Raw genomic sequence first — 22,722 nt, 5'->3', positions numbered from 1 at the left:
GTCAGTCCTCCCCGCCCGCCCGGAAGACGGGGAGCTCCAGCTCGTCGTCCACCCGCAGGAAGTCCAGCCGGACCGGCATCCCGATCCGCACCTTGTCGTACGGCACGCCGACGACGTTGCTGACCATCCGCACGCCCTCGGCCAGTTCGATCAGGCCCACCGCGTAGGGAGGATCGAAGGCGGGGAAGGGCGGGTGGTGCATCACCACGTACGAGTAGACGGTCCCCTCGCCGCTCGCCTCGACGATGTCCCACTCCCGCGCGCCGCAGGCGTTGCACCCAGGCAGCCAGGGGAAACGGAGGGTCTCGCAGTCGTGGCACCGCTGGATCAGCAGCCGGTGCTCGGCCACGCCCTCCCAGAAGCCCGCGTTGTCGCGGTTGACGACGGGCCGGGGCCGCCTGGGCCGGGCGGACGTCGGCTCGGTGGGCGGGAGCCCGGCGGATGCACGCTCGGCGGACGTCGGCTCGGCGAGCGCGAGCCCGGCGGACGCCGGCTCAGCGGATGTCGACTCAGCGGGCGGGAGCTCGGCGGACGCCGGCTCAGCGGATGTCAGCCCAGCAGGCACCGGCTTCCCGGGACGGGTGGCCGGCGCGTACTTCAGGATGCGGAAGCGGTGCGTGCCGGCGAGCTCGCCGCCGGCCCGGACGTCCATGCGCGTCGTGATGAAGTGGCCGGTGCCGAGCCTGGTGGTCTTGCGCGGCGAGACGGACTCGATGACGGCGTCGAAGGTGATCGCGTCCCCCGGCCGGAGGGGTCGCAGATACTCCTGCTCGCAGTCGGTGGCGACGACCGACGTGTACCCGGCGCCGTCGAGGAGGGCGGACAGCTCCTCGTACGCCCCCGAGCGGTCCGTGTGGCCGGACAGGCCGCCCATCGTCCACGCCTGGAGCATGGTCGGCGGCGCGACCGCCCCCGGCCCCCGGTAGGCGGGGTGGGTGTCGCCCATCGCCTCGCACCAGTGCCTGATCATGGGCTCGTTGACGAGGTCCTTGCCGACCCCGGCGGTGGCGGCGGCCTTCCCCTCGTACGCCTTCAGCCGCGCGTGGAAAAGGTCCGTGGGGCTCATCGGCGCCCCCTCCCCTTCATGCCGAGCCGCATCCTCGCGACGATCTCGCGCTGCACCTCGCTCACCCCTCCCCCGAAGGTGTTGATCTGGGCGGCCCGGTTCATCCGCTCGAGCGCGCCGCCGTCGAAAGCTCCCGGCGACCCCGCTCGGACCAGTCCGGCCCCGCCCGCGATCTCCTGACACATTCGGTACACCTCGACCGCCGATTCGGTTCCCACGAACTTCACTCCGCTCGCGTCCCCGGGGGCCGGTCCGCCCGCCTCCACATCCCCCACCAAACGCCAGCTGAGCAGGCGCGTTGCCGCCAGCCGGGCATGCGCCTCGGCCGCCCGGATCCGGATCCACGGCTCGTCAATCCGGCGCCTCCCCGTCACCGGATCGGGTGTACGGGCGTGCCGGAGCGCCGCCGCGAAGAAGTCCTCGGCCTGCATCCCGATCGCGGCGAGCGCGACCCGCTCGTGGTTGAGCTGCTTGGTGATGAGCCCCCAGCCGCCGTTCTCCTCGCCGACCAGGTTCCCGGCCGGGACGCGGATGCCGTCGTAATAGGTCGCGGTCGTGGTGAGGCCGCCGACGGTCTCGATCGGGGTCCAGGAGAATCCCGGGGCGTCGGTGGGCACGAGGACGATGGAGATGCCCCGGTGCGGGGGCGCGGCGGGGTCGGTGCGACAGGCCAGCCAGATCCAGTCGGCGTTCTGCGCTTTGGAGGTGAAGACCTTCTGCCCGTCGACGATCCAGGAGTCGGCGTCGCGCACCGCCCGGGTGCGGAGCGAGGCCAGGTCCGTACCGGCCTCGGGCTCGCTGTAGCCGATGGCGAAGACGGTCTCGCCGCGGAGGATGCGGGGCAGGAAGTACGCCTTCTGCTCGTCGGTGCCGTAGGTCATCAGGGTCGGGCCGACGGTGTTGAGGGTGACCATGGAGACGGGCGCGCCCGCCCGGTAGGCCTCGTCGAAGAAGACGAACTGCTCGTCGGCGCCGCGGCCCTGGCCGCCGTACTCCTCGGGCCAGCCGAGCCCCAGCACCCCGTCGTCGCCGATCCGGCGGAGCAGCGCCCGCTGCGCGGCGAGGTCGGTGGCGGGCGGCGGTCCGTCGGGCATCACGTCGCGGAAGTACGCGCGGAGCTCGGCGCGCAGCCGCAGGTGCCGTTCGGTCGGAGCGAGGTGCACGGCGAGGCCTCCCGTCGGGGCTCCCATCGAGATTTTCTGACTGTCCGTCAGTTATGGGATCCCTGTCAAGGTGAACGCCGCACGGACGAGACCGCGCCCCCTGACCTCCAGATCACGAAGCCGGCGCGCCCTTTCCACCCTCACCCTCTTCCCTGAATCGAACTTGCGTACGAAAATGAACCATGGCCGCTTCTGCCCGGCAGACCGCCGCCCTGAACCACGCCCTTGCCCTCGCCCACGCCCTGACCGCGGCGGAGCGCGGGCTCCCCGTCATCCCCCTGTCCCGCACCAAGCTCCCGGCCCTGCGCTCGCCCCACCGGGGCGAACACCGTCCGGCGCCCTGCCGCGGCGACTGCGGACTGCCCGGCCATGGCGTCCACGACGCGACGACCGACCCGGCCGCCGTACGGGCCCTCTTCGCGGCGGCCCCATGGGCCACGGGGTACGGGATCGCCTGCGGGCGCCCGCCGCACCGGCTGATCGGGGTGGACCTCGACGTACGCGAGGCGGTGGCGGCACAAGGGGCGGACGAGGGGGAGCGGGACGGCGGTACAGACGGGGTGGCCGCGCTCGAGGACCTGGCCCGGCGGCACGGGTTCACCGTCCCGCCGACGGTCACGGTCCTCACCCCGGGCGGCGGTCGGCACCTGTGGCTGACCGGCCCGCCCGACGTCCTGGTCCCCAACTCGGCGGGCCGCCTCGCTCCCGGCGTCGACATCCGGGGCTCGGGCGGCTACCTGGTCGGCCCCGGTTCGATCACGTCCCGCGGCACGTACCGTCTCGCTCCCGGAACGGCCGACCTCGCCCCCGCGCCCTGCCCGCCCGCGCTGCTCACCCTGATCGCCCCACCCGCCCCACCGGCCCCTCCGGACCACCCCGTCCCACCCTCACCGGCCGCCGCCGAGGCCCTGATCCGCTTCGTCCTCACCTCCCCGCGCGGCCAGCGCAACACCCGCCTCTTCTGGGCCGCCTGCCGCGCCTACGAGCACGGCGCGCCGGCCCCGCTCCTGGCCGCCCTCACCACGGCGGCCCTCACCACGGGCCTCCCGGAACCGGAGGTGCACGCGACCCTGGCCTCGGCGGCCACGATCACGAGCCGTACGCGGTGAGGGGAGCGGGCCGGGCAGAGCGCCGGGCAGGCGGGCATCCAGCGGCTCCGGCCGGGGCCCCGGCTCCGGGCTCCTGCTCCTGCTCCTGCTCCTGCTCCTGCTCCTGCTCCTGCTCCTGCTCCTGCTCCTACAGCTTCGCGTTGAGCGTCATGAACGAGCGACGCTCGATGAAGTGCTCGAACACCGGATAGGGCCGGCCGCCCGACAGGTCCACCCCGCACATGTAGAGCTCCGGGCGGCTCGACAACAGCTCGAAGTCGCGAACCGCATCCTCGAACGAACAGATCACGCCCGGCTCGGACGCAGAGTCGATCACCAGGACGTGATCGTGGCTCCCCATGGGAGTGTCTGCGGCCCACTGCACCGCCTCGTCGTCCGAGACACCGTCCAGCCTGAGGGTCCGGACGGGCACGCCCCGCCAGTCGATGCCCTGACCCGCCCACGGAAGCGTGCACAAGTAGGCATCGAACGCCGCCGCGAGACCAACGGTGCTGATCAGAGCACCATGATCGACGACCCACCGGGAGATCTCTTCAGCACGCACACGCGCAGGTTAGCCAGTCGGCGCCGGCCCCTGACCGCCGTGGGACAAGGCACGAAAACGGCCCCGGACCATCGTCATGGTCAGGGGCCGCTTCAACTGGCGGTGGGTGTGGGATTTGAACCCACGGAGACATCGCTGCCTCGACGGTTTTCAAGACCGCTCACCTCGGCTACGCCGCCAAGCCAGCATTCCCCGTCCCACCTGCGGTGGAGCCGTTGACGCCTTCTGGTCGCGACCGGCTGGCGGCCCGGGCCGATTACGCCGTTGATCTACGCCGAGCCGGCGAATGGCATCACCGACTCCCAGCATCACGTCTTCCGGGCCGACGGGGCGACGTACGAGGGCCCGCCGACCGAGAAGAACGAGTCGGACCGGGTCGAGTGGATTCCGCTGGCCGACGTACGAGGCATGATCGACCGTCGTGAGATCGTCAGCAGTGGCTCTCTGGTCGGGTTGCTCTACGTGCTCATGGACGAGGCGATCCGCTGACCTGACGGGGCAGCACTTCCCGGAGCCGGGACTCGAACGCCACCCCGGGGCACCCGCCCCCCCGGGTCCTCCGCGCCGCGCTCTACTCCTGGGCCTTCCGCCTTGTCCTGGACCAGTACGGCGATCTCGTGGCCCGCGTCGACGCCGAGGCAGCACCGGAACCCATCGTGGCGGCCCTCGACTGGATCGGACGCAAGTCCGTGGACATCTCGGCCTTGAACACACCGGCCGTCGTCCGGTCCGCCCTGGATGCACTGGCCCGCAAGATGGACGGCACCGCTGCGGCGGATAACACGGTGAACCGCAAGGTGCCCGTGTTCAGTAACTGCCTCCGGTACGCGGTCGAGTTGGAACGCCTGCCGTCGCTGCCCCTGGCCAAGGGGGACCGGACGCCGCCCGAGACGGACGACGAGATCGACTTCCGATACGTGCCCGGCCCGGCTCTCGCCAGGAAGCTGATCAATGCCGTAGGAGCACAAGGTGATCGTGGACGGCACCTCAAGGCGTTCTTCGGGTGCATCTACTACGCGGCAACCCGCCCTGGCGAAGCCGTGACCCTCCGGGCCTCAGACTTCACCCTGCCCAAGGAGGGGTGGGGCCAGGTCGTGTTGTCGTCCAGCTCGGCGCGTGTCGGCTCCGGCTGGACCGACTCTGGCGAGTCGTACGACTCCTGTGGCCTCAAGAAGCGGGCCCGGCGAGCTACCCGCGAAGTGCCCATTCCTCCGGTGCTCGTCCGCCTCGTCGGTGACCACATCAAGGAGTTCGGCTCGGCCGAAGACGGACGGCTCAGGGCTGTCCGTAGCGGCGGCCTGCTCAGCAAGGAGTACGGGGACATCTGGAAGGCTGCTCGCCTCTCCGCCCTCGCGGAGCAGGAAGCCAAGACGCCTCGCCGAGGTCCCGTACGGACTCCGCCGCCTGCGTCTCCCTCTGGCTGAAGTCCGGCGTCTCCCCGGCCGAGGTCGCCCGCCGCGCCGGCCACAGCATCGCCGTGCTGTTCCGCTGCTACGCGAAGGCCATCCGCCGCAATCAGCACCACGCGAACCAACAGATCGAACGGGCCCTGGCCGAGGCCAACGACCAGTAGCCCAACCAAGCCACAAGGGGCGTCCCATCACGGGGCGCCCCTTTCGCATGCGACGGCCTGTCTCTCAGCAGAGCTCCAGTGCACCAGGTGCGGTCTCCTCGAAGATCTCGACAAGCCAGTCGAACACCGTCGGGCGTCTACCCCCCAGCGCGGCGTTCAGGTCCTCGGTAACCCATCCTCGGTTCGTGGGGTGGCATCGCTTCAGCCGTATCTCCAGCTGCCGGACCGTCTCCGGGTAGCCGAGGTCCCGCTTCGAGCACGTGTGCTGCCGCCACTGAACCTTGAACTCGCCGTCATCCGGCGTGCCGAAACCTCCCCAGAGGCAGTCCCGGAAGGCATCGAGGTTCTTGCCGAAGTATCCGCCCGGGCCGTTCACCGCCTCGCCCATCACCCTCCAGAAGTCCTCAAGGGTGTGGATCCGCTGCCCGTCAAGCACGTAGGTCGTCGTCACCCCGGGATGGTACGGCGGCACGCTGACGGCGACACTCGGATATCTGCGCACTGCACGACCGTCCCGTAGTCGCTGGTCAGCGGCCTGCGGGCTAGTGGACCGTGGTCCACGCCTGGTCCACAAACAATGATCCAAAGCGGCACAGGGGCGAATCAAGGTGAGACAGGGCCCATGACGAAGGGGCGCCCCGTTCTCGGGACACCCCTTCTGATCAGCACCTTCTCTGACCTGCTGCGGTGGGTGTGGGATTTGAACCCACGGTGGCTCGCGCCACGACGGTTTTCAAGACCGTTCCCTTAGGCCGCTCGGGCAACCCACCCGCGCCCCGCCTCACCGGGCGCGGAGCGGCTACAGCCTACCCGTTGGGCGGCTCGGCCAGGGAAGTCTGGCCACAGGTTGACCACGGGTGGAAGTGACCGCACCGCTCGCCGACATCAGTCGTCGGTCCTCGCCGAGGCGAGGAACGGCGGGTCAGTTGTCGCCCGTGCGTTCGCCGAGGGTGAGGGTGACGGTGGCGGGCTTGCCGTCGCGTTCGTAGGTGATCTTGACGGTGTCGCCGGGCTTGTGGGTCCAGATCTCGCTGATCAGGGTCGGGCCGCTGTCGATCTGGCGGTCGTCGAAGCCCGTGATGACGTCGCCCGGCTTCAGGCCGGCCTTGGCCGCCGGGCCGTCCGGGGCGACGGCGGGGGTGCCGCCGGCGCCCTGGTCGGCGATGACGGCGCCCTCGCCCTTGTCCTGCATGTTCACCGTGGCGCCGATGACCGGGTAGACCGGCTTGCCCGTCTTGATCAGCTGCTCGGCGACGTTCTTGGCCTGGTTGACCGGGATGGCGAAGCCGAGGCCGATCGAGCCCGCCTGGGACTGGCCGAAGCCGCTGCCCGCCGACTGGATCGCGGAGTTGATGCCGATCACCGCGCCGCTCGCGTCGAGCAGCGGGCCGCCGGAATTGCCCGGGTTGATCGAGGCGTCGGTCTGCAGAGCGCTCATGTACGAGTTCTTGCCGCCGGAACCGTCACCGGAGGCCACCGGACGGTTCTTGGCGCTGATGATGCCGGTGGTGACCGTGTTCGACAGGCCGAAGGGCGCGCCGATCGCGATGGTCGAGTCGCCGACGGCGACCTTGTCGGAGTCGCCCAGCGGCAGCGGGGCGAGGCTCGACGGGGCGTTCTTCAGCTTCAGTACGGCCACGTCGTAGCCCTCGGCGCGGCCGACGACCTCCGCGTCGTACGACGTGCCGTCGGAGAAGGTCGCGGAGAGCGTGCCGCCCTCCGCCGCGGAGGCCACCACGTGGTTGTTGGTGACGATGTGGCCTTCCTTGTCGTAGACGAAGCCGGTGCCCGTGCCGCCCTCGCCCTCCACTCCGCCCGACTTGGCCTGGATGGTCACGACGCTCGGCAGCGCCTTGGCGGCGACCGCGGCGACCGTGCCGGGTTCGCGCTTGAAGGAGGCGGGGGAGTCGCTCGAGGAGACCGTGGTCGAGGTGGTGGTGCCGGCGTCCCGCTCGGACGCCGCCCAGTAGCCGATGCCACCGCCGATGCCGCCGGCGACCAGGGCCGCGGCGAGAACGGCCGCCACCAGGCCGCCGCCGCGCTTGCGCGGGGCCTCGGGCGCGGGCGGCAGGGGCGAGGCCCAGGCCGGGGTCACGGGAGGCGCCGGAGGCCAGCCGGCACCCGCGGCGGCGGGCGCCGGGGCCGGGGCAGGAGCGGCGGAGGGAGCGTGCACCGGTTCCTGGACCGCCGTCACCGGCTCGGTCGGCGGCTCCGGCGCCGGAGGGGTGTGAGACGTCTGAGGCGTCGGAGGGGTCGGAGACGTCTGCGGCTCGGCGGCCGGTCCCGCCGCCGGTTCGGCGGCCTGCGCGGCCGGAGGTGCGGGGGGTGCGGGAGGCGTGGGAGGGGTGGACGGGGCGCTCCGGTCAGCCGGAACCGCCGCGCCCTCTTTCTCGGTGCTCACAGCTCTCTCCTCGCTCACTGTCCACGTCCACTCATTGCACGGTCGCTGCGGTCAGCTTTTCCCACAGCGCGTCAGGCCACTGTAAGCCGGAGCTGTGCGTCCGCACCCGATTGTTTACATCGGGCATAACGGGCGCCCTTACCATGACGCGGTGACCCACGCACCGCAGCAACCGAACCGCCTCCCGATCCAGGTGGTCGCCCACCGCGGAGCCTCCGAGGACGCCCCCGAACACACGCTGGCCGCCTACGTGAAGGCCATCGAGGACGGCGCCGACGCCCTGGAGTGCGACGTCCGGCTCACCGCCGACGGCCACCTCGTCTGCGTCCACGACCGCCGTGTCAACCGCACGTCCAACGGCCGCGGCGCCGTCTCCGCCCTCGAACTCGCCGACCTCGCGGCCCTCGACTTCGGCACCTGGAAGGGGCGCGACGAGGCCGGCGAGAGTCCCGACCGGGGCGACCCGCAAGCCACCGCCGTCCTGACCCTCGAACGCCTCCTGGAACTCGTCTCCGACGCCGGCCGCCGCATCGAGCTGGCCATCGAGACCAAACACCCCACCCGCTGGGCCGGACAGGTCGAGGAGAAACTGCTCCAGCTGCTCGGCCGCTTCGGCCTCGCCGCACCGCCCTCGCCCGAGGACTCCCCCGTACGCGTCATGAGCTTCTCCGCTCGTTCGCTCCACCGGATCGCACTGGCCTCCCCGACCATGCCCACGGTCGCCCTCTCCCAGTTCGTCACCCCGCGCCTGCGCGACGGGCGGCTGCCGGCCGGCGCGCGGATCGCGGGCCCGTCGATCCGGATCGTGCGCCACAACCCGGCCGTGATCCTGCGCCTGCAGAAGGCCGGCCACCCGGTGCACGTGTGGACCGTGGACGAGGAGGAGGACGTGGAGCTGTGCGAACGGCTCGGCGTGGACGCGATCATCACCAACCGGCCGAAGCAGGTGCTGTCCCAACTGGGGCGGCTGGGACGCCGTTAGCCGACGCCGCCGCGCCACCGCGTCTCGTCCCCCTGTGCCCCTTCCGCACCACCTGTCACACGAGTGAGGGGAGTGCACCGGCGCGTTCAGGACGTACGCGATCGTCACGAGTGCGTCACCGGAGGCGGACTGGCCGGTTTCCGGTCCAGGCCATTGGGGCATTCACCACGTGGCGTGGGGCAAAGGAGGTCTCGGGGGTGGCGTTGGTGGTGGCACAGGAGGTGCCCACGTCGTCGAGCATGGCCGTACCCCATGGCCCTGCGGGCGTGGGTGAGGCGCGACACCGGATGCGGGAGCAGTTGAGCCGCAGCGGGATGTCCGAATCGGTCGTCGACGACGCGGTACTGATCCTTTCGGAACTGCTCAGCAACGCCTGTCGGCACGGGAGACCGCTGGGCCGCGACGCGAACGTGGGCGAGGGCGATGTCCGGGCTGCCTGGAGCATCGACAAGGCGGGCGGACTGAGGGTCGAGGTGACGGACGGCGGTGGACCCACCCGCCCCGTCCCCGCCACACCGTCGGTGACCGCGCGCGGCGGCCGCGGGCTGAACATCATCAGCGCGCTCGCGCAGGACTGGGGTGTACGGGACAGCGCGACGGGCGAGGTGACCGTCTGGGTCCTGGTCACCGAGGGCCATCGCCGCGAGGACTTCGCGGCGCGGGTCGGCGGCGGCTCCGGACTCGACTTCCTGGAGGCGTACGACGATCTGGAGTGACGCCCGGGTGTCCGAGGGGGCCTGATCCGCGACCCTGCCGGGCGCGGTCCGGAAGGTGCGGCCCGCGCCGGGTCCCGTACTGGTACCCCGCCGTGCCGCGGTCCCGGCGTGGAGGACCGCGGGCGGCTAGGCTCGCGCCCGACACAGCACCGCCGCGATCGGGAGAAAGCCACACCATGGCCAAGAAGCGCCCCCAGACGAAGCCCGGCAAGGCCGGCACGACCGGCCAGGCACAGGTCACGAACGGGGAGATCCCGGTCGTCGGCGCGCGCGAGCCCTGCCCCTGCGGTTCGGGCCGCCGTTACAAGGCGTGCCACGGGCGGGCCGCCGCGCACGCCGTGACCGAGCTCGTCCAGCGCCCCTTCGAGGGGCTGCCCGGCGAGTGTGACTGGGTCGCGCTGCGCGAGCTGGTCCCCGCCGCGACCGCGCCGCTCACCCTCAAGGGCGGGCTGCCCGAGGGCGTGCCGTCCGTGACGCTGGCGACCGTGCTGCCGATGGCCTGGCCGGCGCTGCGCCGCGACGACGGCTCCGTGCTGATCGCGCTGCAGAACGACACCTCGTCCGGCGACCTGTCCCGCGACCTCGCCGACACCCTGGAGCGCGCCCTGGTGGCCGAGCCGGGCACGCCGGTCGCCGCCCGTCGCGTACCGGCGGAGGGCCCCCGGCTCCAGGATCTGCTCGACCTGGACAGCGATTTTGCGCCGGTCGTGCACTCCGGTTTCGAATTCTGGATTCCGGAGTCGGCGGACAATTCCAACCCGGAGGTCGCCGCCTCCCTGGAGCGCGCCAACGCCGCCGCGATCCCCACGGTGAAGCTGGCCGGCGTCGACTCCGCGTACTGGTGCGAGACCCCGGAGAAGAACCATCTGCGCTGGGTCATGCCGCACGCGGAGGAGAAACTGCTCGACGCGCTGGCCCGTCTGCAGGCCGCCGGCACCTCCTCGCTCGGCCCGGACACCCGCCTCGTGGGCTCGTTCCGGGCCCACGGGCTCATGGTCCCGGTGTGGGACCTGCCGACCTCGATGACGGCGGAGGACTGCGAGAAGCCCGCCGCCGAGTTCGCCGAGCGGCTCGCCGCGGCGCTCGCCTCGGACGCCCCGCTGAGCACCGAGGAGCGCAGGGCGCGCGGCGGCCTCACCAACCGTCAGGTCACGCTCAGCTGATACCCCAGGTGGTATCGGTGACTGACAGACCGACCAGTCGGTGACGTCCGCCACAACCCCTCGTCCAAGGGGCTAAATCCCTGTCCGAATAACCGAGATCGAATTTGCGAACGGCAGATCTCTTGTTACCGTTCTTGAAGCCCGGTCGCTGGTGCATCCCCCGTCGCCAGCGACCGGGTCTTCTCATGCCCCGGGGACGCCCCCGGAAGGCCGCGGCGCGCAGCGCGCGGCTCAACTCCCGTCGGACTCCGGCGCGTTGCTCCCCGAACGCAGCAGCAGCGGCGCACCGCCGTCCTCTCCCGCACCGGCGAATTCCGACACGGCCGAATATGCCTCGGCGGCTCCCCGACTGCGTTCCCTCGGCGTCTCGCACGTCCCCGGTTCATCCCGCGCCTCGACCGCGCACCGCACCTGTACGGTCCGCCCGCCGGGCGCCATCAGAGTGAGTACGGCGTCGAGCCGCTGGCCCGTGGTGTTGCGGTAGTACGTACGCGCCCAGGCGTCGGCGCCCTCGGTCACCACGCAGGTCTGTGCCTCCACGCCGTCGGGCGAGGCGAGTTCCGGCCCACACCGCGTCGCGAAGGGGAGGGCGGCAGGGGAAGGAACGGACGACGAGGGGTCCTGAGCGGCCGACGAGGACGAGGAGGCCGAGGAGCCGCCCGGGCGGGAGGGGTCGAGCCCCAGATCCGGGAGCACTCCCTTCGGCTTCGCGTCACCGGAACCACCCGAGGAACCGCCGGCCGAACCGCCCGGTGCACCGCCGGCTCGGTCACCCGCCCGTTCGCCGGCCGGGCCGGCCGTCGCGGCGATCGGCACCAGTACGGCGATCACCACGGCGGCGCCGAGCCCCAGACCACGGAGTCTCGCCGGACTCATGCGCCCCATGCGTCGGTCCCCATACGTCGGCCCACCCGCTTCTCCGGAACGGATCCTGGATCCCGGACCCTCGGAACGGATCCTTCCGGCGAAGATATCGGCGGCCGGCGGGCTCCCGGCCGGCCGCGCGCCCGTTTCCCCTGGATGTCGGGGTCTTCCACACCCGTTCGGGTGAAGGTGCCCGGGCGGGGCGGGCGGGCCGGGCGGGCAGGCCGGGCGGCTGAGCGGACGGGCAGCCCAGGCGGAGCGGGCACGCCAGGCAGACCGGGCAGCCCGGGCAGCCCGGACGGGCCCGTTAGTACGCGAGTCTGCTGCCGCCGCCCGGCATGCTCGTGCTCGCCTCGACCAGCGCGTCCACGACGGCCTCCACGTCCGGCAGCCACGGACGCGCCGAACCCTCCAGCGGCGCCCGTTCCCAGCGGACCTGGCCGGTCCCGGTGGTCGAGGGCGGCAGCGGCAGATACCCGCCGTCGCCGTGGAAGCGCAGTGAGCTGGGCACGCTGTCCTTCGCGTAGAGGAGCTCGCCGAGCCGTTCGAGGTCGTACGGGGCGACCAGGATCGCCCAGCGGGTGGGCGAGGCCACGACCGGGCCGAGCCGCATGCCCTGCGCGTCGAGCGCGGCGAGCGCCCGGGCACCGGCGACGGCCGGCAGGCTCACCGCACAGGGGGCGCGGCCACCGGTGGCGAGCAGGACCGGCGCCTCGGGGCGGCGGCTGCTCCACCACCAGCGGATCATGCGGGCGTCGGTGGTGGCCGCGAGGAGGCCCGGGTCGAAGGGGTGTGCTCCGGGCACGACGCACTCGGGGTCGGGGCAGGCGCAGCTCACCGCCGCGGCCGTACGCGAGGCGCCCGTGACGCCGGGGACCTCGTCCCCGAAGGCCCCGTCCCCGGAGACCCGGTCCCCGAGGGTCGCGGTCCCGGCACCCGTACCTCCGAGCGCCAGCGCGCCCGCCCGCAGCCATCCGGCCGCCCACGATCCGGCACTCCGCGTCACGGCCGCCCGCAGCCGGAACATCCGCGAACCGAACCCCCCGGCTGCATGGGCCCCGCCGGCCACACCGGCCCCGCCGGCGACAGTAGCCAGTCCGGCCCCACCGGCCACACCCGCTCCACCAGCCCCACCGGCCGAATGGCCCGCGCCCGAGCCGGCGGCCGGGCTCTCGCTCTCCGGCCCCGACGTCACCGATCCGGTCGACCGCAACCCCACGCCGGGCAGCACCGGCCAGTCCCAGGCGGTGGCGTAGAGGAGCGCGGCCTCGGCAGGGCCGGGAGTGGCCCTGGCCCCACGGTCCGCGCGCCGCGTTCTCCCGGCGCCCGTCAGTCCGGGCAGCTTCTGCCTGCCCTCCGCGCCCTGCGTGTGCTCCGCGCTCTCCATGCCCTCCGTGCCCGCCTCGCGCTTGCCGCGCCCGAACCGGAGCCTGCGTCGCCTTCCGAGGATCTCGCGCATGAGCGCTCGTTCCTTTCCGTTGAACGCCGAATCCACATCACACCACGTGCACGACGTTTCGATCACGTCGCGTGCACATCTCTTCACCGTGCGTATCTCTGTGCGTCAGCGCGTACGAGTTGCGCCCGAGCCGGACTGCGCTCCCGGCGTCTTTCCGGGCGGTCTTTCCAGGCGGTCGTTCCAGCGGTCGGTCCTGCCGGAACACGTTCCCCGCCACTCGGGGTAAGGGGTGCGGCCTGCGGTGATGACGACGCTCGGGTTCCGCGTCCGTATTCAGGGGCGCGTCCAACTGCCCCTGCCCGTCACCGATTACGTACCCGTCACGCTCAAAATGACGCGCTTTCAAACGACGCCAGTCGACCGCAAATGGTGCACACCGGGGGCAATTTTCGGCCAACTTCCCCTAGTCTTCAACCCTCTCGCCAGATCTCACGGACACCAGAAGTCTCATGGTGACAATGCTGGACATCACTCGACATGTGCGTGTAGATGTGGATCGATGGATAGCGGCGCAGAATGACTTGGGGGTTTGCGATGCTATTGCATGAAACGCGCAGGTCGGAAAGCCGAGTGCCATGACTACACCTCGCGCGCCGAAAGTGGCCGGAATCGATTCCACTGTTCCTTCTCCCCCGCACACTGCGGCACCCGCCGCTCCCCTCCCGCCGCTGTCCTGCGGAGACCTGGGCCCCGGAGACCTGGGTCCCCGAGACCCGAGCCCCGGCGGTCTGCTCCAGGACCGCCTCGCCGGCTGGGTCTCCGACCTCACCCTCCTCCAGGAACACACCGAGTCCCTGATCAGGACCGCGTCCCTCGACGACGCCCTGCACGAGGTGCTGCGCGCCGGCGCCTCCCTCGTCGGGGCCCGCCGGGGCATGGCGGTCCTCGAACCCGCCGACGGCCTCGGCCCGTCCACCACGGTCGGCCTCGGCCTCGCGCACGCCGATCTCGGCACCATCGAGACCGTGCCCCGCAGCGTCACCTCGTACGGCCGGATCCTCGACGGACTCGACCCGCTGCCGGACGGCGGCCTGCCGCGCCCCATCGCCATCCCCGACCTGCGCGGCCAGCAGGACCTCGACCCGCGCCACCGTGAGGTCGCCGCCCGGCTCGGCTACGCCGCCAGCTACGCCCTGCCGCTCGCCACCGAGAAGGCCGGGAGGCTCGGCGCCCTCGTCTGGCTCTACGACGAGCCCGCCGTGCCCGCCGAACGCCAGCGCCACCTCGTCGGCCTCTACGGCAGGTTCGCCACCGAGCATCTGGCCCGCCTCCTGGAGGTCGAGCGCGCCCGCGTCCAGGTCGCCACCCTCGCCGAGGAGCTGCTGCCCCGCCGGCTGCCCCGGATCGGCGGCGTACAGCTCGCCGCCCGGCACCGCACCGGCCCGCGGGGCGGCGGCGACTGGTACGACGCCCTGCCGCTGCCCGAAGGCGCCCTCGGACTGGCCGTCGGCTCGGTCACCGGCAGCGGGCCGGGCGCCCTGGCCGCCATGGGCCGACTGCGGGCGTCCCTGCGCGCGTACGCCGTGATGGAGGGCGAGGACCCGGTCGCCGTCCTCTCCGACCTGGAACTCCTGCTCCGCCTCACCGAACCGGCCCGCTCGGCGACCGCGCTCTTCGCGTACTGCGAGCCGCAGGCGCGCCGGATCGTGCTGGCCGGGGCCGGACACACCCCGCCGCTGGTCGTCGGCGAGCACCGCACCGAGTACGTGGAGACCTCGCTCTCCGCCCCGCTGGGCATGCTGGCCTGCTGGGAGGCGCCCAGCGTGGAGCTGTCGCCCGCGCCCGGAGAAACGGTGCTGCTGTACACCGACGGGCTGCTGCGGCGGACGGGCGATCCCATGGACCGGGCCTTCGCGCGGCTGCACGCCGCCGCGGCGAGCGTGCCGAGGGCGGACCGGGCCGATCCGGGCGCCGTCGCCGACCACGTCCTGCGGACCGTGCTGCCCGAGGGCCTCGACGCCCCCGGCGCCGACGGCGAGGACGTCGTCCTGCTCGCGGCCCGCTTCGACTGACGCCCACACGGGCCGCCGCCCCGCTTCGACTGACGGCCGAACGCGAAACCCCACCGGGTGACCCGCCGGTCATGGGTCTTCCGCCTCTGGGACGCCTTCCGCACGACCGTACGATGGTGAAGGTTCAGTGTCGTACCACTGTCGTACCCACAAGGAGGCAGACCCGTGGCCGAGGAGCTCACGCCGGAGAACCCGGAGACCCCGGAGGAATCCGAAGAGCAGCCGATCAAGCAGCGCAAGAACGGCCTGTACCAGGGCGTCTCCGACGAGCTCGCCGAGAACATGAAGTCCGGCTGGGCCGACACCGAGCTGCACGGCCTGGAGCCGATCCCCCAGGCCGCCCACACCGCCGCCCGCCGTGCCGCGCTCTCCGCACGCTTCCCGGGCGAGCGCCTGGTGATCCCGGCCGGCAACCTGAAGACCCGGTCGAACGACACCGAGTACAGCTTCCGCGCCTCCACCGAGTACGCGTACCTCACCGGCGACCAGACGCACGACGGCGTGCTCGTCATGGAGCCGGTCGAGGGCGGCCACGAGGCCACGGTCTACCTGCTGCCGCGCTCGAACCGCGAGAACGGCGAGTTCTGGCTCGACGGCCAGGGCGAGCTGTGGGTCGGCCGCCGTCACTCCCTCGCCGAGGCCGAGCAGCTGCTCGGCATCCCGGCGAAGGACGTCCGCGAGCTGCCCGAGTGGCTCAAGGAGGCCACCGGCCCGGTCCGCAACGTCCGCGGCCACGACGCCGGCATCGAGGCCGCGCTCGTCGACAAGGTCACCGCCGAGCGCGACGAGGAGCTGCGCGTCTTCCTCTCCGAGGCCCGCCTCGTCAAGGACGCGTTCGAGATCGCCGAGCTGCAGAAGGCCTGCGACTCCACCGCCCGCGGCTTCGAGGACGTCGTCAAGGTCCTCGACAAGGCCGAGGCGACCAGCGAGCGCTACATCGAGGGCACCTTCTTCCTGCGCGCCCGCGTCGAGGGCAACGACGTCGGCTACGGCACCATCGCCGCCGCCGGCCCGCACGCCTGCACCCTCCACTGGGTGCGCAACGACGGCCCGGTCCGCTCCGGCGACCTGCTGCTGCTCGACGCCGGCGTGGAGACCACCGAGCTCTACACCGCCGACGTCACCCGCACCCTGCCGATCAACGGCCGCTTCACGGACGTCCAGCGCAAGATCTACGACGCCGTGTACGAGGCGCAGGAGGCCGGCATCGCCGCGGTGAAGCCCGGCGCCGCCTACCGTGACTTCCACGACGCCGCCCAGCGCGTGCTCGCCGAGAAGCTCGTCGAGTGGGGCCTCGTCGAGGGCCCGGTCGACCGGGTCCTGGAGCTCGGCCTGCAGCGCCGCTGGACCCTGCACGGCACCGGCCACATGCTCGGCATGGACGTCCACGACTGCGCCGCCGCGCGCACCGAGGCGTACGTCGACACGACGCTGGAGCCGGGCATGTGCCTGACCGTGGAGCCGGGGCTCTACTTCCAGGCCGACGACCTGACCGTGCCGGAGGAGTACCGGGGCATCGGTGTCCGCATCGAGGACGACATCCTCGTCACGGAGGACGGCAACCGGAACCTGTCGGAGGCGCTGCCGCGCCGCTCCGACGAGGTCGAGGCGTGGATGGCCGGCCTGAAGGGCTGACCCTCCTCTCCCGTACGAGCGCCGTACGAACGCCGTACGAACGCCGTACGACTCCCGCACGAGAGCCGTACGAGGGCCCTCGCCGACCGACCGTCGGCGGGGGCCCTCGCGCGTCAGGTCAGGGCCAGCGGGGCGTCCGCCCGCCACTTGATGATCTTGTCGAAGCTGACCAGCGCCCCGCCCCGGCCCGTACGGCCGAAGTGGACGTGGTCGGCGAGCTCCTCGATCAGCCGCAGGCCCCTGCCGTGCTCGGCGTCGTCGGCCGCGGCCGTGCGGTGCTCCACCAGCGTGCCGGAGAAACCCGGGCCCGAGTCGGCCACCTCGATGCGGCAGGTCTCGCCGTCGAGGTAGGCGGTCACCCGGTACGCCTCCGATGCCGCGCCCCGGCCGACGGCGCCGCGGCCGCCGTGCTCGACGGCGTTGGCGCAGGCCTCGGTCAGGGCCACGGAGAGCTCGTAGGACACGTCCGGATCGACACCGGCGGTCTCCATCGTGCCGAGCAGCAGTCGTCGGGCGAGCGGGACGCTCGCGGCCTCGCGCCGCAGATGCAGGGACCACCAGATGCTCATGCTTCAGCCTCCTGGCTGCGGCTCGACATGCTGCGGCACGACATACCGATACGTATTGCCGTGCGGGGTGGTCCATAAGCCCCGGAGGGCGGCAAGAGCGCCCGTTCGGCGGATGCACTCGCCCGGTGGGCGGTGTATGTCGACATCCCTGACCGGTGGATGGCGCGCCCCGGCCGGTGCCTGCTGCGGTGTCTGCCGGTGCCTGCCGGTGCCTGCCGGTGCCTGTCGGTGGGCCGTCGGGAAGCGGATGTCGGTCCGAAGCGGTATGTCGACCCGAAGACGGTATGTCGACCCGAAGGCGCCCAAGCGGGACCTTACGGACCTGCCGTATGGGAGGGAGGTGCCTGGTGCGATGATGGGCCCGCCATGTCTGCCCCCGCGCTCGCGCCACGCATGCTGAGGGCCGCGGTGTTCACCGCGGTCTGTGTCGTGCTGTCCGCGCTCGGCCACGCGCTGGCCGCCTGCGCGGGGATCGCCCTGTGGTCGCTGGCCGCCGGATTCCTGGGCGTCTTCGGGTTCACGGTGCTGTTGGCCGGGCGGGAGCGTTCGCTGCCCGCCATCGTCGGCGCGCTGGCGGCCGGTCAGCTCGCCCTGCACGCTCTGTTCGGGCTCGGCCAGCGCCGGCTCGGCGTCGGCCCGCAGGCCGACGAGACCCTGGTCCGGCTCGCCGCCAAGCTGGTGTGCGGACGCGGCGCCACGGCGCTGAGCCCCGCCGACGCGGCCAGGATCGTCAGCGACGCGGGCCTCGCTCCCTCCGCCTCCGCGGCGGCCGGGGCCGGGGCCGGTGTCCACGACCACATGGCCGGGATCAGCGGCATGGCCGGGATGACCGGCGCGGCGGAGGCGAGCGCGCGGACCGTCGAACTGGTGCCCAGCCTCCCGATGCTGCTCGGCCACCTCCTGGCCGCGCTCGCCACCGGCTGGCTGCTGCGGCGCGGCGACCTCGCCCTCGGCCGGCTCGTCGCGCTGTCCGCGCAGGGCGCCGCCGAGTTCGCCGAGTGCGCGCTCGTACGGTCGCTGCGCGCCGCGCTCCACCTCGTACGGGCGCTGCTCGCCGGCCTGCCGGGCGTCCCGGCCACCGGGCCGGGCGGGCCCGCCCGTACCGCCTCGGACTCCTCGCCGCCACCGGTGGCGGAGGTGCTCGAGGACACGGTGATCAGGCGCGGCCCGCCGGCCGCCGCCTCCTGCGTCCTCGCAGCCTGACGCGGACCGCTCCAGCGGGGTGGGTCCGCGGTCGTCCGCGCCCGCGCGCGGAACGCACACCTGCCTTTCGACGTCTTCCGGACGCCCGTCCACGGATCTCTGTCCGGCCGATGTCTTCCGCACCTCTCCTTCGAGCTGGAGTGTCTTCGCCATGAGCGTTTTCCGTACGCAGCCGTCCTTCCGTACGCAGCCGACTTCCCGTACGCAGCCGACTTCCCGTACGCAGCCCTCCCGTACGTTCCTCGCCCGCGCCGCCGTCGCCGGTGGCGTGGTCGCCTCGTCGGTGCTGCTGCTGTCCGGCACCGCCTTCGCGCACGTGAGCGTGCAGCCGCAGGGCGAGGCCGCCAAGGGCGGCTACGCGACCGTCAACGTGAAGGTGCCGAACGAGCGCGACAACGCCTCCACCGTCAAGGTCGAGCTCAACTTCCCGACCGACCACCCGCTGGCCTCCGTGATGCCGCAGCCGGTCCCCGGCTGGAAGGTCGAGGTCACCCGGGCGAAGCTCGCCAAGCCGCTGGAGCTGCACGGCAAGAAGATCAACGAGGCCGTCGCCAAGGTCACCTGGACCGCGGACGGTTCGAAGATCGGCCCCGGCCAGTTCCAGCAGTTCCCGCTGTCCCTCGGCCGGCTGCCGGAGGACACCGACCGGCTCGTCCTCAAGGCGATCCAGACCTACGACAACAACGAGATCGTCCGCTGGATCGAGGAGCCCAAGGAGGGCGCCGCCGAGCCCGAGAGCCCGGCTCCGGTCCTGAAGCTGTCCGACGCGGCCGACGACCACCACGGCGGCGCCGCCAAGCCCGCCGACGACGACAAGAGCGACGCGAGCGAGAAGGAAGGAAAGGGCGACGGGCACGAGAAGGCCGCGGACGCCGGCTCGACCGACACCGCCGCCCGGGTCCTCGGGGTCGTCGGCATCCTCGTGGGCCTCGCCGGCATCGCCTTCGGCGTCCTCGCCGGTCGCCGCCGCTCGGCCTGACGGCCTCCCCTCCTCTCACCCGAAAGAAACACCATGTCCGACACCACGAAAGACGGCGGCCGCCCCGGCCGCCGTGCTCCGCTGATCGTCGCCGCCGTGGCGATCGTCGCGGCGATCGGCATCACGTCGACCGTCGTGCTCGGCGGCGGTGACGACCGGGCCTCCGGCACCGGCAACGCGCCGGTCGCCGAGGTCTCCGGCGGCACCGACCCCGCCAAGGCCGCCACCGTCCTCGACCGGCCCTTCACCAAGCCCGACCTCGTCCTCACCGACACCAAGGGCCAGAAGTACGACCTGCGCGAGCGCACCAAGGGCAAGCCGACGCTGATCTACTTCGGCTACACGCACTGCCCGGACGTCTGCCCGCTGACCATGAGCAACATCGCCATCGCGCGCAAGCAGCTCCCCAAGGCGGACCAGGACAAGCTCCAGGTCGTCTTCGTCACCACCGACCCCGAGCGGGACACCGCCGCCGAGCTCGGCAAGTGGCTGCCGGCCGCCGGCGACCCGTCGTTCGTCGGGCTCACCGGCGACTTCGCGGCGATCCAGGCCGGCGCCCGGTCGATCGGCATCGGCATCGACCCGCCGAAGAAGGAGAAGGACGGCAGCGTCGTCTCCATGCACGGCGCCCAGGTGATCGCCTTCTCGCCCACGACCGACCAGGGCTACGTCCTGTACGGCGAGGACACCACCGCCGACCAGTACGCCAAGGACCTGCCGAAGCTCATCAAGGGGGAGAACCCGTGACCCGCCGCACCACCGCCCTGTCCGCCGCCGTCGCACTGGCCGCCGCGCTCGCGCTGACCGGCTGCTCGTCCGAGGACGGCGGACCCGAACTGAAGGTGACCGGCGCGTTCATGCCCCAGCCCGTGATGGACATGGCGGGCGGCTTCCTCACCATCACCAACAGCGGCGACACCGCCGACAAGCTCACCTCCGTCACCAGCGGCATCTCGGACGACGTCCAGATCCACGAGACGAAGAACCAGAAGATGCGGAAGGTCGAGTCCTTCGACATCCCGGCGAACGGCGAGCTCAAGCTCGAACGCGGCGGCAACCACATCATGTTCATGGAGCTGAAGCAGAAGCCGAAGCAGGGCGAGAAGGTCTCCATCGAGCTGCACTTCGAGAAGTCCGACCCGATCAAGGTCGAGCTTCCCGTCGAGGCGCCCAACCACAACCCGAAGCAGCACTGAGCTCGCCCAAGGACGTGACACACCCATGACGACCATCGCCCCGCGCCTCGGGCCGGCCCTCGCCCGGCTGCTGCTCGTCGCCGCCGCGCTCCTGGGCACGCTGCTCGCCACCGCGGGCCCCGCGTCCGCGCACGCGGCGCTGACCGGCAGCGACCCGCAGGACGGGGCGGTGGTCGCCACCGCCCCCAAGGAGGTCAACCTCACCTTCTCCGAGCAGGTCGCCATGAGCGACGACTCCATCCGGGTCCTCGACCCGTCGGGGAAGCGCGTCGACACCGGCGAGATGCGCGACCTGTGCAGCGGCTCGATCGTCCGCTACGGGGTCGCCCTGCGGCCCGGCCTGCCCGACGGCACCTACACCGTGGCCTGGCAGACCGTCTCCGCCGACAGCCACCCGATCGCCGGGGCCTTCACCTTCTCCATCGGCGCGCCCTCGAAGACCTCCGTCGCCCTGCCGGACACGGCCGTGGGCGGCGGCCTGGTCGGCGCGCTGTACGGGATCGCGCGCTACCTCTCGTACGCCGCCTTCGTCGTCCTCGTCGGCGGCGGCGCCTTCGTCCTGGTCTGCTGGCCGCGCGGGGCCGCCGTGCGCCCGGTGCAGCGGCTCGTGGTGCGGGGCTGGCTGACGCTGACCGCCGCCACCCTCGCCCTGCTGCTGCTCCGCCACCCGTACACCCGGACCGGCCGGCTCGGTGACGTCTTCGACCTGGGCGGGCTGCGGGCCGTCCTGGAGACCAAGACCGGCGCCGCGCTCTCCTCGCGGCTGCTGCTGCTCGGCGCGGCGGCGCTGTTCGTGGCCGTGCTGTTCGGCGCGTACGCCCGGCGGACGGACGAGAAGGAGCACCGGGACCTCACCTTCGGGCTCGCCATCGGCGGCTCGGTCGTCGCGGCCGGCATCGCCGGTACGTGGGCGCTCGCCGAGCACGCCTCGACCGGGATCCAGACCGGCATCGCCATGCCGGTCGACATCCTGCACCTCCTGGCGGTCGCGGCCTGGCTCGGCGGTCTGACCGCCCTGCTCGTCGCCCTCCAGTGGGGCCCGCCGGTGGAACGGTCGGCGGTCGAGCGCTACTCGACGATGGCGTTCGGCTCGGTGGTCGTCCTCGCCGTCACCGGCGTCTACCAGTCCTGGCGGCAGGTCGGCACCTGGTCGGCGCTGACCGACACCCGGTACGGGCAGCTGCTCCTGGTGAAGATCGGCCTGGTCGCCGTGCTCGTGGGCATCGGCTGGGTCTCGCGCCGCTGGGTGCGGCGGCTCGGAGAGCCGGCGGAGGGGACGACGGGGACGACGGAGATCGCCGAGGCGGACGACACCGGGGCCGAGACACCCGCGGACGACGCCGAGGCCCAGGCACCTGTGGACGACACCGGGGCTCCGGAAGCCGAGGCCCAGGCACCTGCGGACGACACCGGGGCTCCGGACGCCGAGGCCCAGGCACCCGCGGACGACACCGGGGCTCCGGACGCTGAAGCCCCCGCCCCCGCCGGGATCGACGCCGAGCGGGCCGCGCAGCTCGCGCGGCAGCGGGCCGCCGTCGCCGTCGCCCGGCGGAAGAAGGAGCGGGACGCCGACCCGGAGCGGGCCGGGCTGCGCCGTTCCGTGCTCACGGAGGCCGCCGTCGCCGTCGTGCTGCTCGCGGTGACGACCGTACTGACCTCCACGGAGCCCGCCCGTACCGAGGAGGAGGCGGGCAGGGGCGGCTCCTCGGCCACCGCCGCCGTGCCCGACCGCCCGGTCGACGTCCGGCTGCCCTTCGACACCGGCGGTGTCGACGGCAAGGGCACCGTCCAGATCACCCTCGCGCCGGGCCGGACGGGCGCCAACGCGCTGCACCTCTATGTGCTGCGGCCCAACGGCCGGGCGCTCGACGTCCCCGAGGTGAAGCTGGCCTTCACCCTCGAGGAGAAGAACGTCGGCCCGCTGCCGGTCCTGCCCGACCGGATCCAGACCGGACACTGGACGGCGAGCGGCGTCCAGCTCCCGATGCCGGGCGAGTGGCGGATGCAGGTGACGATCCGCACCTCCGACATCGACCAGACCACCATCGAGAAGAACGTGAAGATCGGCTGACCCCGTGAGCAAGGCTG

General features: G+C 72.4%; 20 protein-coding genes, 1 tRNA gene and 1 pseudogene. 13 read left to right on the top strand and 9 right to left on the bottom strand.

What is annotated here, in order from left to right; translation table 11 throughout:
* Nucleotide 1: 1 nt before the first annotated feature.
* Complete coding sequence (locus ABTZ91_RS11180) at nt 2-1,066, bottom strand: OB-fold domain-containing protein (RefSeq protein ID WP_352076872.1); 1,065 nt, start codon at nt 1,064-1,066, stop codon at nt 2-4.
* Nucleotides 1,063-2,229: an acyl-CoA dehydrogenase family protein gene (locus ABTZ91_RS11175; RefSeq protein ID WP_352076871.1), complete on the bottom strand. Its 1,167-nt coding sequence runs from the start codon at nt 2,227-2,229 to the stop codon at nt 1,063-1,065. The genes ABTZ91_RS11180 and ABTZ91_RS11175 overlap by 4 nt, the downstream gene beginning before the upstream one ends.
* A gap of 182 nt (nt 2,230-2,411) precedes the next feature.
* Here ABTZ91_RS11175 and ABTZ91_RS11170 point away from each other — a divergent pair, with 182 nt between their 5' ends.
* Complete coding sequence (locus ABTZ91_RS11170) at nt 2,412-3,338, top strand: bifunctional DNA primase/polymerase (protein ID WP_352076870.1); 927 nt, start codon at nt 2,412-2,414, stop codon at nt 3,336-3,338.
* A gap of 127 nt (nt 3,339-3,465) precedes the next feature.
* Here the strand turns inward: ABTZ91_RS11170 and ABTZ91_RS11165 are convergent, their stop codons facing one another.
* A complete protein-coding gene (locus tag ABTZ91_RS11165) occupies nt 3,466-3,882 on the bottom strand; it encodes a hypothetical protein (RefSeq protein ID WP_352076869.1) in 417 nt (138 codons plus the stop codon).
* Between the two features lie 222 nt (nt 3,883-4,104).
* Here ABTZ91_RS11165 and ABTZ91_RS11160 point away from each other — a divergent pair.
* Together ABTZ91_RS11160 and ABTZ91_RS11155 are read left to right on the top strand one after the other, a co-directional pair.
* A pseudogene (locus ABTZ91_RS11160) lies at nt 4,105-4,371 on the top strand (NUDIX hydrolase); the annotation flags it as partial.
* A 128-nt stretch (nt 4,372-4,499) separates the two neighbouring features.
* Nucleotides 4,500-5,306, top strand: coding sequence for a hypothetical protein (locus tag ABTZ91_RS11155; RefSeq protein WP_352076868.1), 807 nt, complete (start codon nt 4,500-4,502; stop codon nt 5,304-5,306).
* Nucleotides 5,307-5,519: 213 nt separating this feature from the next.
* Here the strand turns inward: ABTZ91_RS11155 and ABTZ91_RS11150 are convergent, their stop codons facing one another.
* The 3 genes from ABTZ91_RS11150 to ABTZ91_RS11140 all read right to left on the bottom strand — a co-directional run bounded on the left by ABTZ91_RS11150 (nt 5,520) and on the right by ABTZ91_RS11140 (nt 7,856).
* Nucleotides 5,520-5,906, bottom strand: coding sequence for a barstar family protein (locus ABTZ91_RS11150; RefSeq protein ID WP_352076867.1), 387 nt, complete (start codon nt 5,904-5,906; stop codon nt 5,520-5,522).
* 234 nt (nt 5,907-6,140) lie between these two features.
* Nucleotides 6,141-6,225 (bottom strand) — tRNA-Ser (locus tag ABTZ91_RS11145).
* A 152-nt stretch (nt 6,226-6,377) separates the two neighbouring features.
* Nucleotides 6,378-7,856 carry a trypsin-like peptidase domain-containing protein gene (locus tag ABTZ91_RS11140; protein WP_352076866.1) on the bottom strand — a complete coding sequence of 493 codons (1,479 nt, stop codon included), beginning with the start codon at nt 7,854-7,856 and terminating at the stop codon, nt 6,378-6,380.
* A 151-nt stretch (nt 7,857-8,007) separates the two neighbouring features.
* On the opposite strand from ABTZ91_RS11140, the gene ABTZ91_RS11135 reads away from it, so the two are divergent.
* The 3 genes from ABTZ91_RS11135 (at nt 8,008) to ABTZ91_RS11125 (ending at nt 10,717) form a co-directional block, all read left to right on the top strand.
* Nucleotides 8,008-8,838, top strand: coding sequence for a glycerophosphodiester phosphodiesterase (locus ABTZ91_RS11135; protein WP_352076865.1), 831 nt, complete (start codon nt 8,008-8,010; stop codon nt 8,836-8,838).
* A gap of 110 nt (nt 8,839-8,948) precedes the next feature.
* On the top strand, nt 8,949-9,554 hold the full coding sequence (locus ABTZ91_RS11130; protein WP_352076864.1) for an ATP-binding protein: 606 nt from the start codon (nt 8,949-8,951) through the stop codon (nt 9,552-9,554).
* A gap of 176 nt (nt 9,555-9,730) precedes the next feature.
* The gene (locus ABTZ91_RS11125) at nt 9,731-10,717 is read left to right on the top strand and encodes a DUF5926 family protein (RefSeq protein WP_352076863.1); all 987 of its coding nucleotides are present in this window, start codon (nt 9,731-9,733) and stop codon (nt 10,715-10,717) included.
* A gap of 231 nt (nt 10,718-10,948) precedes the next feature.
* Here the strand turns inward: ABTZ91_RS11125 and ABTZ91_RS11120 are convergent, their stop codons facing one another.
* A complete protein-coding gene (locus tag ABTZ91_RS11120) occupies nt 10,949-11,593 on the bottom strand; it encodes a hypothetical protein (RefSeq protein ID WP_352076862.1) in 645 nt (214 codons plus the stop codon).
* 295 nt (nt 11,594-11,888) lie between these two features.
* Nucleotides 11,889-12,419 (bottom strand): bifunctional DNA primase/polymerase, encoded by a 531-nt coding sequence (locus tag ABTZ91_RS11115; protein ID WP_352076995.1) that lies wholly within the window; start codon nt 12,417-12,419, stop codon nt 11,889-11,891.
* A gap of 1,196 nt (nt 12,420-13,615) precedes the next feature.
* On the opposite strand from ABTZ91_RS11115, the gene ABTZ91_RS11110 reads away from it, so the two are divergent.
* Both ABTZ91_RS11110 and ABTZ91_RS11105 read left to right on the top strand, forming a co-directional pair.
* A complete protein-coding gene (locus tag ABTZ91_RS11110; protein WP_352076861.1) occupies nt 13,616-15,052 on the top strand; it encodes a PP2C family protein-serine/threonine phosphatase in 1,437 nt (478 codons plus the stop codon).
* A 165-nt stretch (nt 15,053-15,217) separates the two neighbouring features.
* Nucleotides 15,218-16,687, top strand: coding sequence for an aminopeptidase P family protein (locus ABTZ91_RS11105; protein WP_352076860.1), 1,470 nt, complete (start codon nt 15,218-15,220; stop codon nt 16,685-16,687).
* Between the two features lie 113 nt (nt 16,688-16,800).
* Here the strand turns inward: ABTZ91_RS11105 and ABTZ91_RS11100 are convergent, their stop codons facing one another.
* On the bottom strand, nt 16,801-17,256 hold the full coding sequence (locus tag ABTZ91_RS11100; protein ID WP_352076859.1) for an ATP-binding protein: 456 nt from the start codon (nt 17,254-17,256) through the stop codon (nt 16,801-16,803).
* Between the two features lie 366 nt (nt 17,257-17,622).
* On the opposite strand from ABTZ91_RS11100, the gene ABTZ91_RS11095 reads away from it, so the two are divergent.
* The 5 genes from ABTZ91_RS11095 (at nt 17,623) to ABTZ91_RS11075 (ending at nt 22,705) form a co-directional block, all read left to right on the top strand.
* Nucleotides 17,623-18,459, top strand: coding sequence for a hypothetical protein (locus ABTZ91_RS11095; RefSeq protein WP_352076858.1), 837 nt, complete (start codon nt 17,623-17,625; stop codon nt 18,457-18,459).
* Between the two features lie 151 nt (nt 18,460-18,610).
* Nucleotides 18,611-19,438 carry a YcnI family protein gene (locus ABTZ91_RS11090; RefSeq protein WP_352076857.1) on the top strand — a complete coding sequence of 276 codons (828 nt, stop codon included), beginning with the start codon at nt 18,611-18,613 and terminating at the stop codon, nt 19,436-19,438.
* Between the two features lie 33 nt (nt 19,439-19,471).
* Entirely contained in the window at nt 19,472-20,185 is a 714-nt protein-coding gene (locus ABTZ91_RS11085; protein ID WP_352076856.1) for an SCO family protein, read from the top strand.
* Nucleotides 20,182-20,634, top strand: coding sequence for a copper chaperone PCu(A)C (locus ABTZ91_RS11080; protein ID WP_352076855.1), 453 nt, complete (start codon nt 20,182-20,184; stop codon nt 20,632-20,634). The genes ABTZ91_RS11085 and ABTZ91_RS11080 overlap by 4 nt, the downstream gene beginning before the upstream one ends.
* A 25-nt stretch (nt 20,635-20,659) precedes the next feature.
* Nucleotides 20,660-22,705: a copper resistance protein CopC gene (locus tag ABTZ91_RS11075; RefSeq protein ID WP_352076854.1), complete on the top strand. Its 2,046-nt coding sequence runs from the start codon at nt 20,660-20,662 to the stop codon at nt 22,703-22,705.
* The last annotated feature ends 17 nt before the right edge of the window (nt 22,706-22,722 follow it).

Origin of the sequence: Streptomyces sp. NPDC126499, assembly GCF_040302485.1 — a bacterium.
GTDB lineage: Bacteria > Actinomycetota > Actinomycetes > Streptomycetales > Streptomycetaceae > Streptomyces.
The sequence above is the reverse complement of the archived record's forward strand: the minus strand, read 5'-3'. Positions and strand labels throughout refer to the sequence as shown.

What these genes read in the sequence shown, in the direction of transcription:
- ABTZ91_RS11110 (WP_352076861.1), top strand. Translation starts at nt 13,616, where the DNA reads ATGACTACACCTCGCGCGCCGAAAGTGGCCGGAATCGATTCCACTGTT.
- ABTZ91_RS11075 (WP_352076854.1), top strand. Translation starts at nt 20,660, where the DNA reads ATGACGACCATCGCCCCGCGCCTCGGGCCGGCCCTCGCCCGGCTGCTG.
- ABTZ91_RS11085 (WP_352076856.1), top strand. Translation starts at nt 19,472, where the DNA reads ATGTCCGACACCACGAAAGACGGCGGCCGCCCCGGCCGCCGTGCTCCG.
- ABTZ91_RS11125 (WP_352076863.1), top strand. Translation starts at nt 9,731, where the DNA reads ATGGCCAAGAAGCGCCCCCAGACGAAGCCCGGCAAGGCCGGCACGACC.
- ABTZ91_RS11170 (WP_352076870.1), top strand. Translation starts at nt 2,412, where the DNA reads ATGGCCGCTTCTGCCCGGCAGACCGCCGCCCTGAACCACGCCCTTGCC.
- ABTZ91_RS11090 (WP_352076857.1), top strand. Translation starts at nt 18,611, where the DNA reads ATGAGCGTTTTCCGTACGCAGCCGTCCTTCCGTACGCAGCCGACTTCC.
- ABTZ91_RS11095 (WP_352076858.1), top strand. Translation starts at nt 17,623, where the DNA reads ATGTCTGCCCCCGCGCTCGCGCCACGCATGCTGAGGGCCGCGGTGTTC.
- ABTZ91_RS11180 (WP_352076872.1), bottom strand. Translation starts at nt 1,066, where the DNA reads ATGAGCCCCACGGACCTTTTCCACGCGCGGCTGAAGGCGTACGAGGGG.
- ABTZ91_RS11100 (WP_352076859.1), bottom strand. Translation starts at nt 17,256, where the DNA reads ATGAGCATCTGGTGGTCCCTGCATCTGCGGCGCGAGGCCGCGAGCGTC.
- ABTZ91_RS11120 (WP_352076862.1), bottom strand. Translation starts at nt 11,593, where the DNA reads ATGAGTCCGGCGAGACTCCGTGGTCTGGGGCTCGGCGCCGCCGTGGTG.